Source organism: Acinetobacter sp. A1, assembly GCF_012371315.1.
Taxonomy (GTDB): Bacteria; Pseudomonadota; Gammaproteobacteria; order Pseudomonadales; family Moraxellaceae; genus Acinetobacter.
Genome location: NZ_JAAZQY010000013.1, coordinates 26,861 through 41,080, shown reverse-complemented (window position 1 = coordinate 41,080; position 14,220 = coordinate 26,861). Strand labels below are relative to the sequence as shown.

Sequence of the window (14,220 nt, the reverse complement as noted above, 5' to 3'; positions counted from 1 at the left end):
TTCTCTGCTGATCTAGCAAGTTCACTAAAGCATACAGATCAACTCATAAATTTTGGCTGCTCATCCACAATTTCTGCATGCCACTCATTGACCTGTTTTTCCAACAAGCCAAATAATGCCGCCTGAATCATGTGCTGGGCAACAACAGCAGTCTGATCACCCAATAAGGCTTTGACTTCGTCATTGAACTGGATTTTCACTAACGGCTCTTTCTCTGAGCCTGCATTACGCAATGCCAACTCACCGCCTTCAAGCTGCACCAGCTCCAAAATAGCTTCCTGATTACCAAATAATTCTTTCAATTGCTCTATAGACATATATCCTCCATGCTCGACATGGCGGCAAAGGCGCTTGCACTTTGCATCGTTCAGAATATTTATATCGGGCTGATCAAAAATTTTTCAAGGGCTATTGGTCAGCTTAAAACTCCACCATCTCATTGCGAAAACCATCAATCAATTGGGTCAAATCTCGATGCCATTCGCGTAAAATTTTGGTGTCTGGCAACCATGCTTGCGGCGTTTGCGTGACTTTAATAATTAAATTAGATGATGTTTCATCTTCAGGTTCAGGCGCACTCGGTTCTGGTGTGTACTGACACAAGCGATACGCTCGCTTTAACTCTGCAATAAAGCCCGATTTACTCAGTTGCTGTAAAATAGCCACTTCAGGGGAAATCTGCCCTTTTGCGGCCATTAATTCTTCAATCGATTTAAGGGTCGGATTGCTGTCATTCAGGCGATAATAGCGTACCAATTCCTGCAAAAAAGCCAGTACTGCACCATGCAAATGAAATACCGCAGCTTCACGATGCGCCTGTGCTTGCTGAACGTGTTCGGTTTGTTCTGCCTGTTGGCACGAAAGGCGTGCGAAATATAATTTCTGATTGGTACGATCTGCATGAAAACGAGCAACACGAGACATGAGCCTTTCCTCAATTTAGCGGTCTAAGAGCTTTAGATTAAACCGATTTTTACACGATTCCCAATAAAAAATAGACTGTTTTTATACAACCTAAAATGCGCACCAATACAATACATACATCAGAATTTACATTAAAAAATACGCATAAAAAAGGAGCACTTTTTGCTCCCTTTGAACTATTTTGAGGCAGGCTTATCTTCCGCCACTTTGACTCGAATACCATGGCCATGCAGACGCAGTGTGTTCAAGCCTTTAATGGCTTTCACAGCTTCACGTGCATGCGGCATTTCTACAAATGCAAATCCTTTCGATTTTCCTGTTGCCGCATCCAGCACCAACGTACAAGATTCAACTGTGCCGTATTCCTGAAAAAGTTTTAATAACTCTTCTTCAGTAACCGTGCGCTCTAAATTACGAACTAAAATTTTCATCTTACAACCTTAAAATAGGCAAAAAACATCAAAAAGCACTCGCCTACTCTACTTTTTGCAGGAAACCATGTGACATAGTTTAATCGAGATCAATGCCAAAATCTAAATTAATCGCTTGACGTTCCACCAAAGCACTTTTAACTGTTTGCTGACGGGGACGGTGATGGGTTTCCATGCTACACAACTGACGTGTCAAATCATTCAAGAAATAACTGTCTAGCTTGCGCCCCTGTTCGTCTACCGTGTCACGCGCCCACAAATTCAGATTTTGTTTGGTTAAAATCAGTTCATTTTGGGCACGGGTCAAAGCCACATACAACACGCGACGTTCTTCTTCAATATCATCAAAACTGCCTTGCGCCCGTGCGTGTGGATACTGCCCCGGTGTCACATTGGCCACATAGCACACTTTTTGTTCTGTACCCTTGGCAGAGTGAATCGTAATCAAAGTGACAACATCAGTATCTGACTGACGTTCAATTTCTGAAATAGATACAGGATCGAGTACGTACTCTTCTAAAAATTCACTTAACTGCGCATGCTTAGCCGCCAATTGTTGCACCAACTGAAAATCGCCCTGACGACGATTCCAGTCTTTTTTATAATTTTCTGCCAATTGTTCCTGAATAGCTTCAATCCCCAAACCGACACAAGCAGCAACTTCATGCCGTAAAACGTCCATCTGCTTCATAATCAGTAAAGTTTTTTCAGGCAATTTTCCAAACTTTTCCAACTTTTCAATAATTTTATCCATGCTCGGTTCAAGCAATAGTTGTTGGGCCAACTTACTTGCACCGACATCACCCACGCCATTCCATAAGGTCAGAAAACGCATCCATGCAATATCATCTAGAGGATTGGCAATGACCCGCAATAAACTGAGCAAGTCTTTCACATGCGCGGTTTCCAATAACTTCATGCCACCAATAAAACGATACGGCACACTTGCCGCAATACATGCTGCTTCAATATGCCGTGCGGCAAAACTGGAGCGTACCAACACCATGTGATCTGACCACGGTGCACCTTCCAAGAAATGTCGCTCTTTAATATCAATGGCGATCCATTTGGCTTCATCAAACTCATTTGGAAAAATATGTATTTTCGGCTTGATGCCATCACCACGATACGCTTGCAATCGTTTGTTATAGCGAATTTCACTTTGCTCCAGCAACCAGTTAGACAGGTCTAATATTTCCTGTGTGGAGCGATAATTTTGTTCCAGTTTAAAAATTTGAGCATTCGGCACACGTTCAGTGAAATGATGAATATTTTCAAAATCCGCACCACGGAAACCATAAATCGACTGCGCATCATCACCCACGCAAAACAGGTTGACCCGATCTTTTAAGGGTTCAAGCAATGCCCATTGCAAAGGATTGGTGTCCTGCATTTCATCGACCAGCAAGTGCTGACAAATGGATGCGACATAATCGACCAGACCTTCAGATTGTGCCAATGCAGAAGCCACCACAGCCAAAATATCGTCATAATCTAGAAAACCACGCGCACGTTTACGGCTTTCATATTCCTGCATGATCTCGGCAATTTGGTCTTTCATTGCCAAATATTCAGGCTGTTGTTTTTCTAATGCCACACTCAATTTTTGGCGGGTATTTCGTGCAAAAGAATATAAGTCACATAATTCTTGAGGCTTAGGCAACTGACTTGGGTTTTTCTTATCATCTTTGCCACGAATTAAACGGAACATCATTAACTGATCATCACGATCAATAATTGAAAACTGCTCTAAGCCAAATGCTTTAGGGATACGGCGCAGCAAATACATACAAAAAGTATGGAAAGTCGAAGCACGCAAGCCCTTAGCTTGCTCACCCAGTGCTAACTCAACCCGCGCCACAATTTCACTGGCTGCACGACGGGTAAAAGTCAAAATTTGAATCTGATTAGCAGGAATACCCTGATCAATTAAATACGCTGCACGTGCCACAATGGTTTTGGTTTTGCCACAGCCTGCCCCTGCCAAAACCAGACTATGTTGATGTGCTGTGGTGGCTGCTTGTTTTTGTTGGGGGTTCAATTCATCAATTAGGCTGGCTAAACTCATAGTGACTCATCGTGCTAGGTGGATGAATAGTTTAACAGATCGGTTTGAGAATAAGCCCACGAATATCAATAGCACATTTCATACACTCAGCATACTTTTGCACAGGCTGTATCGTGAGTTGTGGATAAGTACAGGTTTATCCTCAGGCTTATTTCCAGCCCAGTTCAATAGCGGTAATTTCGTTGATGCGTGTTTGCTCCAACGACTCAGGCATTTTACTTTTGCTTTGTGAAAGCGGGATATAGCCTGCCATTAACTCGGCTTGCTGCTGTGGATATAAAGGCTGTTGATTCGGTGCTGCATAGCCAATCGGGTAAATTGGCTGACCTGTTGCCAAGTCGTATTTGTCTGTTGCACCAAATGCATGTAGTAATTCATGCACCATCACCATGGTATTGCGCTGGCTGTGCGCATTGGAGGCGAATAAATTTACTGAGCCAATTTTGCCTTTTTGCAGTGCGGTGGAGTGTTTTAAAATTTGGGTTTGGCTTGGATCATAATAATTCAGATACAGCGTCACAGTTGCCGCACCATCACTCCCCTGTCTTTGCTGCCAAGCATAAAAACGAAACTTTAAACTCCAAAGAACAGTACTGAGTAAAGAGGCATCCGTCGGGACTTTAGGCGGCAACTGCTTAAGTTCACGGCCTAACTTAAAATACAGCGCAACTGGTTGGTCGCGATACTGCTGTGATGCTTGTTTAAGATAGTCTTGTGCTGTGTTTAAATTAGCAATATTTAAGCCATTGATATAATTTTGTGTGTTTGTCCGTCCATCGGCATTAATGGGGTGTAATAATACGATGATCGGCTTAGTCCAGTCTTGATTCTGATCACGCCATGCATTGACTGCAACAACCAGTAAAACCAGCAATAAGCATAAAATTCGGATTTTTTTCCACATAACACCAGCACGCCTGTTTTCTTCTTTTACTAATTAATTGTGTGTTCAATTGAATAAAAAATGCTGACCGAAGCCAGCATTTTTATTTTGGGTGATTAAGCCTCAACCCATTTACCGTCTTGGTAAACCAATGACCATTTGGTTTGTTTGCCTTCAGGCGTTTCTGAACCAATATATTGCGCTTGGTTTTTACGGCTAAATTTCACCAAAGTTGGATTACCTTCTGGGTCTGCATCGGGTGCTTGCAAAATAAATTGATATTTTGGATCAAGCTGTTCTGCTACCGTACGCAACTCAGCCACTTTCGGGGCACGGGTTTCACGCACTTTCGGGAACTTGCTAGCTGCCAAGAATAAACCTGCTGCACCATCACGTAGTACAAAAAAGTCATCGTGTTTGGTCGAGCGTAAATGCTCCATTTTAATTGGATCAACGCGCGGTGGCGCAGGTTGACCATTCTTGAGCACTTTACGCGTGTTTTCACAACTGTTGCAGGCAAAATAAGGGCCAAAACGACCTGTTTTCAGCTGCATTTCGCCATCACACTTGTCACAAGGAATGGTTGGACCATCATAGCCTTTAATTTTGAACTCGCCTTCTTCAAGCTCAAAACCTGAACAGTCTGGGTTATTCCCACAAATGTGCAGTTTACGACCGCCATCAATTACATAACTGTCCATGGCTGTTTCACAAATTGGACAGCGCTTTTTAGACATCAAATCTGCGGTTTCAGCGGCATCATCATCGGATAAGGCGGCAAGTGATTCTACAGGTGTCAGGTTCAGCGTTCCCTTACAACGCTCTTTCGGTGGCAAGTTATAGCCTGAGCAGCCTAAGAATACGCCTGTCGTACCTGTACGAATCTGCATTGGTCGTGAGCATTCTTTACAATGTACTGCATCGACCTCTACAGGCAAGTTACGGCGCATGCCTTGTTCGCCCTGTGCATTGGTTAAACGCTGTTTGAAATCGCCATAAAAACTGTTAAGCAAATCTTTCCAGTTACGTTCACCATCTGCAACTTTATCTAGCTGACCTTCAAGGTCTGCAGTAAAGTCATAGTTCATCAAGTTATTAAAGCTTTCATCCAAACGGTCGGTTACAATCTCGCCCATTTTTTCTGCAAATAAGCGACGATTTTCCAGTTTCACATAACCACGGTCTTGAATGGTCGAAATAATCGCAGCATAGGTCGATGGACGCCCAATGCCTTTTTTCTCAAGCTCTTTGACCAAAGAAGCTTCGGTAAAACGTGCAGGCGGTTTAGTAAAGTGTTGCGATGGATCAAGCTTTTCTAATTTAAGAATTTCACCCACTTTAACGGCTGGCAACAGCACATCATCATCCGATTTGTTTTGGCCACGCACTTTGGTAAAGCCATCAAAAACCAGTGTACGGCCTTTGGCTTTTAACTCTACGCCATTGGCATCGACTAAAATGGTAGATGACAAATATTCTGCAGGCGTCATTTGACAGGCAACGAACTGACGCCAAATTAGGTCATACAAACGCTGTGCATCACGCTCTACCCCCACCAAACTGTCACCTTTCAGCGCAACATTAGATGGACGAATTGCTTCGTGCGCTTCTTGTGCGCCTGCTTTATTGCCATAACGGTTAGGTTTTGCGGGTAAATATTTTTGACCAAACTCGGATTCAATATGTGTGCGTACCATATTTACGGCATCATCACTCAAGAACGTCGAGTCCGTACGCATATAGGTAATAAAACCTGCTTCATACAGACGCTGTGCCAACATCATGGTTTTCTTGACAGAAAAACCAAGACGGGTACTGGCTGCTTGTTGCAGCGTTGAGGTGATATACGGTGCGCTCGGATTAACTTTGGTTGGCTTATCTTCACGTGCAGATACGGTGTATTGCGCATCTTTAATCAAGTTCAGTAAAGCATCGGTTTCGGCTTTATTGCGTAACTTGAGGGTTTTACCCGCTTGCTTCACCGCTTCTAGGCGAATGTCATCTTTTGCAGATTTAGTATCCGCAAACACTTGCCAGTATTCTTCAGGGACGAAAGCACGAATTTCACGCTCACGTTCTACCACCAATTTAACCGCAACAGACTGCACACGCCCTGCCGATAAACCACGGGCAATTTTTTCCCATAACAGTGGTGAGATCATAAAGCCAACCACACGGTCTAAGAAACGACGTGCTTGTTGTGCATTGACTTTATTGGTATCTAAACGTGCAGGGTGCTTAAACGCTTCCTGAATGGCATTTTTGGTAATTTCGTTAAACACCACACGCTGATAACGTGAGTCATCGCCACCAATGACTTCTTTTAAATGCCATGCAATGGCTTCCCCTTCACGGTCCAAGTCCGTTGCGAGATAGACTTCATCGACCTGCGATGCCAGTTTTTTTAATTCCGCAACGACATTTTCCTTGCCTGGCAGCACTTCATAATGTGCTTTCCAGTCATGTTCAGGATCGACGCCCATACGGTTGACTAATGCTAATTGAGCTTTTTCAGCTTTCTGAGCCTCGGTCAGCTTGGTTCGGGTGGTGGTTTTCTTTTCTGTGGTTTTAGCACCGCCACTGGTTGGTAAATCACGCACGTGACCTACCGAAGACTTCACAATGTAGTCTGAACCAAGATATTTATTGATTGTTTTCGCTTTTGCAGGCGACTCCACAATCACTAAGGCACGTTTGTGACCAGCTTCAGATTTGGCTGCTGTGCTTTTGGATGTGGACCGAGGAGCGTTCGCCATAAGTAACCGTATTTCCTATTTAATGGTTTAAAAATTAATGTTCTGCCAAGCCATGTAAAAAGGCTTTCATTTCATCTAACTGAGTAGCACGAAGGTCGGCTTCTTCATCCCAATAGATTCCTACACAGTTTGCCTGCATATCAATAGCATAAATGCCCTTTAATGCAATGGGTAAGCCCTGAAATTTCTCATCGCCATGCAGCACATTAAGCTTTTGATCTGTCACTAAAGCACGCATCAATGGTAAACGAGCATCAGCGATTAAGACGCTATAATACGCCACCATACTGGCACGTGATTCCGTTGCTTTCGGGATTTTGGTCCAGTCGGGTGCAACCACCAAACGTGGGTGTAGTCCCATTTTTCGGGCTTTCTCGCGCATTAGTCCCAAAGCTTTTTCTCTTGGGCTTACCCGCAGACCAAAAATAGAGCCCATCACAAATACAATGACGGCAACGGCAACCCAAATTCCAGTATTTTCCATAGTACAACCTTTCTATTCTTATATTAGAGTTGCATAAGCACAATATAAAACGCAAGTACCGACGACTAAAATCATAGGCTTTATCCGAAGCTTATGCTCTTTATGACAAAACTTCGGTATTAGGCTGCCCCATTAAATTTGCCTGAATTATTATTGTATTCAAACAAGTTTTGTCTAGACTAGCCCAAGCCTCAATCAAGGAATCGTTATATGTTAGTTTGGTACTCTCTTGTTTAACAATATTTTGCTTTATTAAAATATTGGTAAAATCTTGAGCCGATTGCTGAGTGTTTAACTTTAATACAGATTGAATCGAATTCAGTAAACTATTTAATTTTGCAGGTTTATTATTTCTAATAGGACTTACGCATTGACGGATTCAAAAAAGTATTAAAATACTTTATAAAGTATCTGTGATCAGACGAATTAAACATGCTTCTACAGCAACTTGTACATTACCCATTTATATGGGCTTTCTCATGACAGAACCGAACTCTATTAGCTGCACACAACTTGCCGAGACTTATAACATCTCGCATGATAGTGTAAATCGCTTTCTAGAACGTGAAGACTACACACCTCACGACCTATATCAAGAAGCAATTCAACATATTGATAATAATAAACTTATAGTCAGTATTGATGATACTGTTTTAGATAAACCCTATAGTCAACATATGGACTTGGTTAGCTATTTTTGGTCAGGCAAACACCACCGATCCGTCAAGGGTATTAATCTCATTACCTTGTATGCGACAGATCAGAATGGTCAAAATATTCCAATTAATTTCCGAATTTATGACAAATCTGAAAGTAAAACCAAGAATGATTACTTTATGGATATGTTAAGTGAAGTACTCAGTTGGGGTGCAAAGATTCAATTTATTACAGGTGATAGTTGGTATTCATCGACTGGAAATCTAAAAACCATAAGAAAATATGGTATTCGATTTATGTTTGGTATCGACTGTAACCGTAAGGTTTCCCCAGAAAAAGGACAATGGTTTCAACTGCGTTTATTGCCAAATTTCCATCAAGGTCAAGTGGTCTGGCTCAAAGATTTTGGCTTTGTACAATTATTTAAGACTCAGTTAAAAGAACAGCAGAGGTTTTATATTGTGCATCAAGATGAAGATGATTTATTGTCCTTTGAGGGTTTTCATGAATTACATTCAAGTCATTGGAAAATAGAGCAATATCACCGGGTGATTAAACAGGTTTGTCATATTGAAAAGTTTCAAGTAAGACGATCTAAACTGATTTTGAATCATATTTTTTCAGCCTTGATGGCCTACGTTGAGATACAAAAGAACCAGTTTGAGCGGATCTTTGAAAATGTATATCGTTGGCAGAAGAAATTATTTAGACCAGTTATCAAAAACTTCATTGATGACTTTATTCTCGATAAAAATCATCTGCTACCACAGAGAATCTATAAATAATAGTGCGTAAGTCCTATCTAATTTTACTTAGATAATCACAATACTGTTTCACTCTTTGTAAATGCGGCTTAATCTGAATTTCATCAACTGATGGTAAAGCTTTACTTAAAGCCTGTACCTCACCTTTTTTTCTAATTTTAAGAGCTTCTTTCATCCTAGATAGCTCATAACTTACAGTCTGATCTTTAATCTGAATTAATTGATAATCTTTTAACTGCTCAATAATTTTTCTAGTATTGCTTGTATATCCTTTTAACCAAGACTTTAAAGCATTGTTTAATGAATTAAATTGTTTTGGTTGATTTTTTAAGAGTAATTGAATTGCAAACAGTAAAGGTTTCATCTCATCAGAGCTTAAATCAATTTCCTGATTTATTAATTTAAACTCTTTACTAGGTGAAGATGAGATATCCTTTTTTAACTGTTGAGACTTAAAACCCATTACTGTCAATAAATCAACAATATATTCAATTTTCTTATCATTCGACATAACATCAAATTCAATATTTGATTTATCCATTTGAATAGACAACTGACCAGCTAAGAAAGCCAACCCAAAGTCTGCAGCATCTGGTCCTATCTTAGGCATTTTAATAAGAACAAGCTTTTTCTTAGTCACAAAATCAGAAAGCATCTGCAAACCGTCCAAGCTTAAATTTATAGGTGATTTTGCATACACCAAATACACATATTGATATTGAGCTAAGTATTTCAAAAGCTCTTTTTCAGTTTTTTGAATATTTTCGATGTCTACTAATAATATTTTTTTCATATACCCTCAGTCTTATCAACTCAAAAACATTTCATGGCTATACAGCACTTCATGCCCATTCCAATAAATATAGCCTTTTTCAATCAGTTCTTTGAGCAATAAGCGAATGTCAGATTTTGGAAAAAGTCGTTCCAATAAATCACGCAACTCATAAATATCTTTAGGCTTATCACCTTTTAACTCACGTAGTTTTTTTGCCACTTCCCATTGCACAGGGTCAATTTGGCTAAAGTTTTTAAATAACGCATGCTGAGGATGCAATTCTGCGACTTCTGTTTGCTCCGCTAGCGTAGACTTTACTGTCACCTCTTGGACGGGTTCTACTGCAGCATCTAAATCTAACTGCACCCATTGTTTCAGTACTTTTTTACGGAAACTGATCTGCTCATCTACACGTTTAACAATTTTTAGGTTAATCAACATGCCCAACACATGCTGTGCCTTATCTGCTTCAAGCTGCAAAATATTGGCGATCGAGTTTTTTAAAGCGTCTTGAGTCGTCGGTTTACCTGACATTTTTGCCAACGCATCACAGTACTTTTTCACCAATAGCAATTCAGGTTTGCTGCGAATTGCCGCAGGGCTTGGCAAATGATGTTTACTTTTCGCAGCCTGTACTTCAGGCTGAATATGAATCAGGTGACAAGCGATTTCTGAAGCCTGCAACATTTCCAATAAAATCTGAATACTGTCTGCGGCAGAAATGACTTCAACCTGTGTATCGGGCCCAAGCAGCGCCATCAGTTGCCCCACCACCACAGCATATTCAAACTCTTTAAATTCAGCACGAGGGCTATCTAAAATAATGAGCTGACCTGTGCTAACCCAGCCTGCGAACTCGGTTAAATCTTGCAGGCTATATTCAAATTTTCCTGCGCAATTAAACAGATACACACTAGGATGATGCTCAACAATCTCTCGCAACAAAGTCGCGGTAGGCATGTTGTTTTCAAGATCAAGTAACACAACTTTAGAAGACATAAATTTTAGCGAACACGGGTAGATTTTAAGATTTAGGCGCAGCAGCCGAGCATTACAACGGGAAGTATCGTAAAGGTCAAATAAAATTCATGTCTGACATTGTTTTGATCTAAACTACCTTCCCTGTATTTACCCATCTTCAAGCCTTAATAATGCGGTGGACGGTTAGTCAGTGGGTCAAATGGCGCAATGCCTTCCGACAAATCGGCAGACTCAACCCGTTGATACAACAATTGCATTTGTTGCTTTAAATCCGCAATTTCTAGACTTTGGCGTACCACTTGTTCATTCAATTGTTCAACTAAATCGTCCAAAAATGCAATTCGCACTTGCAAATCTTCAATGGGTGCGGAAAATGACGCCTGATCATCTATACTTTGTTTAGTCATTTCAAATCCTCATTTGAGATTTTTTAGGAAACACTATGGCCTATATTACTTTAAGGGATGTCCAGCTTGCATTTGGTGGACCTGCCTTGCTCGACGGCGCGAATTTTAACCTAGAACGTGGCGAACGAGTGTGTTTGATTGGCCGTAATGGGGAAGGTAAGTCTACTCTACTTAAACTGATTGAAGGAAGTTTACTGCCCGATGCCGGTGAAGTATCGCTGCAAAATGGCATCACTATTTCTATGCTGGCACAAGACGTACCGATGTCGTCTGGTAAAGTGGCCGATATTGTGGCCGATGGTGCAGGTGAAGCAGCAGCGGTGCTCAAAGCCTACCATGAAGCCAGCGATGCCTGTGTATTAGGCGATATGGATGCCTGTGATCGCATGGGAAACCTGCAACACAAGTTGGATCAGCTGGATGGCTGGGCGCTAGAAAATAAGGTCAATGCCATTTTAAGTAAAATGGGACTAGATCCGAATGCAGACTTGGCCGATTTATCGGGTGGACGTAAACGTCGTGTGTTGTTGGCACGTGCCCTGCTCACCCAACCCGATGTGTTGTTATTAGATGAGCCGACTAACCACTTGGATGTAGAAAGTATTGAATGGCTAGAAAAATTCTTACTCGATCAAAACAATTTAACCCTACTGTTTATTTCACATGACCGTGCTTTTGTAGACAGTATTGCCACTCGCATTGTCGAGCTAGATCGTGGTGTGTTACGCAGCTATGAAGGCAACTATTCACGTTATTTAGATTTAAAAGCACAGCAACTCGAAGCTGAAGAAAAACAAAACGCACTATTTGATAAAAAACTGGCCGAAGAAGAAGCATGGATTCGCCAAGGCATTAAAGCACGTCGTACCCGTAACGAAGGACGAGTGCGTGCCTTAAAAGCCTTACGTGAAGAATCTAAGGCACGTCGCTTCCAACAAGGCAAAGTCAATATGGCTGCACAGGAAGCCAACCGCTCAGGCAAACTTGTGTTTGAAATTGAACATTTACAAGTTGCCTTTGGCAATCAAGCACCAATTATTAAAGACTTTTCGGCATTGGTTTTACGTGGCGACCGTATTGGTTTAGTGGGTGACAACGGTGTGGGTAAAACCACGCTGATTAAAGCCATTTTGGGTGAAATTGAGCATGGCGGTTCTGTCAAAACAGGAACACAGCTCGAAATTGCCTATTTTGACCAATTGCGTAATGTATTGGACTTAGAAAAATCGGTTAAAGATAACGTATCTGAAGGTTCAGATTTTGTAGATGTAAACGGACAACGTCGTCATATCTATAGTTATTTGCAAGACTTTTTGTTCTCACCTGAACGTGCACGCACGCCTGTTAAAGCTTTGTCTGGCGGTGAACGCAACCGCATCTTACTGGCAAAATTATTGCTTAAACCATCTAACTTAATTGTGATGGATGAGCCAACGAACGACCTGGATATGGTCACTTTAGAATTGCTTGAGGAAATGCTCAGCGACTATAAAGGGACTTTATTACTGATTTCACACGACCGTGCCTTTATGGACAACGTGGTGACTTCAACTTGGGTATTTGATGGTAAAGGCAATATTGATGAATATATTGGCGGCTATCAGGACTATTTGCAGCAGCGTCCAGACCAAACTGTGGTTGATCAAAAAAGTGATGTTAAAAAAGCCGTTGCCAAAGCCGAGGCTGCAGCAGCTGCACCACCAGCGAAAAAAGTCAAATTGAGCTACAAAGATCAACGTGCTTTAGAGCAACTACCTGGCGAAATTGAAGCATTGGAGCAGGAACAGGCAGAATTGTCTGAAAAACTGGCAGATGGCTCTTGGTTTGTAACGGATGCTGAAGCCGCCACCAAAGCCTCACAGCGTTTGGCAGAAATTGATGAAGAGCTATTGGAGAAACTAGAACGCTGGGATGAGTTAGAAAATCTGGCCAACGGTAACTAGACCAATAAACTCTGGGGATATGCCAAACGTGTTTAAGCACTAGGCATAAATCCTCTAAAATCAGACCTCTTAAAGCATCTTTCCCATTGGACGGATGCTTTTTAATTTTAAAATCGGTTCATGCTACACTGCAACGATGCAACAAGCGATCTGGATATTATGAGTCAACGCACTGAATTTCAACCTGGTGAATTTCAATGGTCTTTCCTGTTACCCAAATACTGGGGTGTATGGATTGGCATCGTTTTTCTTATGATTTTAGCCATTTTGCCATGGGCAATTCAGTATCGTTTGGCACAGTTTTTAGGCAATTTAGCCTTTAAAAGCATGAAGTCCCGTCGATTGACCACCTTACGCAATTTAGAAGTGTGTTTCCCTGAGTGGAGCGAAACGCAACTGCATGAAAATGCGCGACAAGTATTTGTAGATCAAATGCTCGGTGTATTTGAAACGCTTAACGCATGGTACAACCCACAGTGGTTTAAAGGTCGTACCCAAGTTGAAGGTTTAGAGCATATTCAGCAGGCGCAGAGTGCAGGTCGTGGTGTTTTGCTTTTGGGCACTCATTCTACTTTACTCGATGCGGGCGGTTATGTCTGTGCCCAATATTTTGACCCTGACGTGGTCTATCGCCCACAAAACAATCCGTTATTGGACATGCTCATTTACCGTTGTCGCGCCACCATTTATGGTCATCAAATTGACCACGATGATATGCGTGGCTTAATCCGACAATTAAAAAACGGGCGTGCGATTTGGTATAGCCCAGATCAGGATTTTGGTTTAAAACAAGGGGTGATGGCGCCGTTTTTTGGCGTGCCTGCAGCTACAGTCACGGCGCATCGTCGTCTGTTAAAAATGACCAAAGCCACTGCAATTCCATTGTATTTTTATCGTACAGGAGAGCTTTCCAACCCTCAATATAAAGTGTTGATTGAACCTGAACTGCTAGATTTTCCAAGTGCAGATGAACTAGCAGATGCCACGCGCACCAATTTTATTATTGAACAACAACTACGCATCGCTCCTACCCAATATATGTGGTTTCATCGTCGGTTTAAAACGCGTCCTGAAGGTTATCCTAAGATCTACTAATCATGTAGATCTTTAAGCTTGTATTAAAAATATTCTTACACCCTTAAGTAGA

Annotated in this window: 13 protein-coding genes; 3 read left to right on the top strand and 10 right to left on the bottom strand. The window is 41.5% G+C overall.

Annotated elements, in window-relative coordinates; all coding sequences use genetic code 11:
• Window positions 1-38 precede the first annotated feature (38 nt).
• The 7 genes from HHA41_RS06625 to HHA41_RS06595 all read right to left on the bottom strand — a co-directional run bounded on the left by HHA41_RS06625 (window position 39) and on the right by HHA41_RS06595 (window position 7,546).
• Window positions 39-317 carry a hypothetical protein gene (locus tag HHA41_RS06625; RefSeq protein WP_004976142.1) on the bottom strand — a complete coding sequence of 93 codons (279 nt, stop codon included), beginning with the start codon at window positions 315-317 and terminating at the stop codon, window positions 39-41.
• A gap of 103 nt (window positions 318-420) precedes the next feature.
• Window positions 421-924 (bottom strand): DUF6586 family protein, encoded by a 504-nt coding sequence (locus HHA41_RS06620; protein WP_096901716.1) that lies wholly within the window; start codon window positions 922-924, stop codon window positions 421-423.
• Between the two features lie 176 nt (window positions 925-1,100).
• The gene (locus tag HHA41_RS06615; protein WP_168418521.1) at window positions 1,101-1,355 is read right to left on the bottom strand and encodes an RNA-binding protein; all 255 of its coding nucleotides are present in this window, start codon (window positions 1,353-1,355) and stop codon (window positions 1,101-1,103) included.
• A gap of 79 nt (window positions 1,356-1,434) precedes the next feature.
• Window positions 1,435-3,423, bottom strand: coding sequence for an ATP-dependent helicase (locus tag HHA41_RS06610; RefSeq protein WP_168461076.1), 1,989 nt, complete (start codon window positions 3,421-3,423; stop codon window positions 1,435-1,437).
• A gap of 148 nt (window positions 3,424-3,571) precedes the next feature.
• The gene (locus tag HHA41_RS06605) at window positions 3,572-4,327 is read right to left on the bottom strand and encodes a hypothetical protein (RefSeq protein ID WP_168418519.1); all 756 of its coding nucleotides are present in this window, start codon (window positions 4,325-4,327) and stop codon (window positions 3,572-3,574) included.
• A gap of 95 nt (window positions 4,328-4,422) precedes the next feature.
• Window positions 4,423-7,062: a type I DNA topoisomerase gene (gene topA / locus HHA41_RS06600; protein ID WP_168461075.1), complete on the bottom strand. Its 2,640-nt coding sequence runs from the start codon at window positions 7,060-7,062 to the stop codon at window positions 4,423-4,425.
• A 34-nt stretch (window positions 7,063-7,096) separates the two neighbouring features.
• On the bottom strand, window positions 7,097-7,546 hold the full coding sequence (locus tag HHA41_RS06595) for an ammonium transporter (protein WP_168418517.1): 450 nt from the start codon (window positions 7,544-7,546) through the stop codon (window positions 7,097-7,099).
• 413 nt (window positions 7,547-7,959) lie between these two features.
• On the opposite strand from HHA41_RS06595, the gene HHA41_RS06590 reads away from it, so the two are divergent.
• Window positions 7,960-8,988 (top strand): IS701 family transposase, encoded by a 1,029-nt coding sequence (locus tag HHA41_RS06590; protein ID WP_007116247.1) that lies wholly within the window; start codon window positions 7,960-7,962, stop codon window positions 8,986-8,988.
• A 13-nt stretch (window positions 8,989-9,001) separates the two neighbouring features.
• Here HHA41_RS06590 and HHA41_RS06585 read toward each other — a convergent pair whose 3' ends face one another.
• From HHA41_RS06585 to HHA41_RS06575, 3 genes are all read right to left on the bottom strand, one after another.
• Window positions 9,002-9,760, bottom strand: coding sequence for a PIN domain-containing protein (locus HHA41_RS06585; protein ID WP_252726725.1), 759 nt, complete (start codon window positions 9,758-9,760; stop codon window positions 9,002-9,004).
• 15 nt (window positions 9,761-9,775) lie between these two features.
• The gene (locus HHA41_RS06580) at window positions 9,776-10,741 is read right to left on the bottom strand and encodes a hypothetical protein (protein ID WP_168461073.1); all 966 of its coding nucleotides are present in this window, start codon (window positions 10,739-10,741) and stop codon (window positions 9,776-9,778) included.
• Between the two features lie 146 nt (window positions 10,742-10,887).
• Window positions 10,888-11,130: a SlyX family protein gene (locus HHA41_RS06575; protein WP_154321065.1), complete on the bottom strand. Its 243-nt coding sequence runs from the start codon at window positions 11,128-11,130 to the stop codon at window positions 10,888-10,890.
• A gap of 35 nt (window positions 11,131-11,165) precedes the next feature.
• Here HHA41_RS06575 and HHA41_RS06570 point away from each other — a divergent pair, with 35 nt between their 5' ends.
• Window positions 11,166-13,073, top strand: coding sequence for an ATP-binding cassette domain-containing protein (locus tag HHA41_RS06570; RefSeq protein WP_168461070.1), 1,908 nt, complete (start codon window positions 11,166-11,168; stop codon window positions 13,071-13,073).
• 159 nt (window positions 13,074-13,232) lie between these two features.
• The gene (locus tag HHA41_RS06565; protein WP_168461068.1) at window positions 13,233-14,168 is read left to right on the top strand and encodes a lauroyl acyltransferase; all 936 of its coding nucleotides are present in this window, start codon (window positions 13,233-13,235) and stop codon (window positions 14,166-14,168) included.
• The last annotated feature ends 52 nt before the right edge of the window (window positions 14,169-14,220 follow it).

Coding starts and splice junctions, on each gene's coding strand:
- HHA41_RS06625 (WP_004976142.1), bottom strand. CDS start 317: ATGTCTATAGAGCAATTGAAAGAATTATTTGGTAATCAGGAAGCTATT.
- HHA41_RS06620 (WP_096901716.1), bottom strand. CDS start 924: ATGTCTCGTGTTGCTCGTTTTCATGCAGATCGTACCAATCAGAAATTA.
- HHA41_RS06615 (WP_168418521.1), bottom strand. CDS start 1,355: ATGAAAATTTTAGTTCGTAATTTAGAGCGCACGGTTACTGAAGAAGAG.
- HHA41_RS06610 (WP_168461076.1), bottom strand. CDS start 3,423: ATGAGTTTAGCCAGCCTAATTGATGAATTGAACCCCCAACAAAAACAA.
- HHA41_RS06605 (WP_168418519.1), bottom strand. CDS start 4,327: ATGTGGAAAAAAATCCGAATTTTATGCTTATTGCTGGTTTTACTGGTT.
- topA (WP_168461075.1), bottom strand. CDS start 7,062: ATGGCGAACGCTCCTCGGTCCACATCCAAAAGCACAGCAGCCAAATCT.
- HHA41_RS06595 (WP_168418517.1), bottom strand. CDS start 7,546: ATGGAAAATACTGGAATTTGGGTTGCCGTTGCCGTCATTGTATTTGTG.
- HHA41_RS06585 (WP_252726725.1), bottom strand. CDS start 9,760: ATGAAAAAAATATTATTAGTAGACATCGAAAATATTCAAAAAACTGAA.
- HHA41_RS06580 (WP_168461073.1), bottom strand. CDS start 10,741: ATGTCTTCTAAAGTTGTGTTACTTGATCTTGAAAACAACATGCCTACC.
- HHA41_RS06575 (WP_154321065.1), bottom strand. CDS start 11,130: ATGACTAAACAAAGTATAGATGATCAGGCGTCATTTTCCGCACCCATT.
- HHA41_RS06570 (WP_168461070.1), top strand. CDS start 11,166: ATGGCCTATATTACTTTAAGGGATGTCCAGCTTGCATTTGGTGGACCT.
- HHA41_RS06565 (WP_168461068.1), top strand. CDS start 13,233: ATGAGTCAACGCACTGAATTTCAACCTGGTGAATTTCAATGGTCTTTC.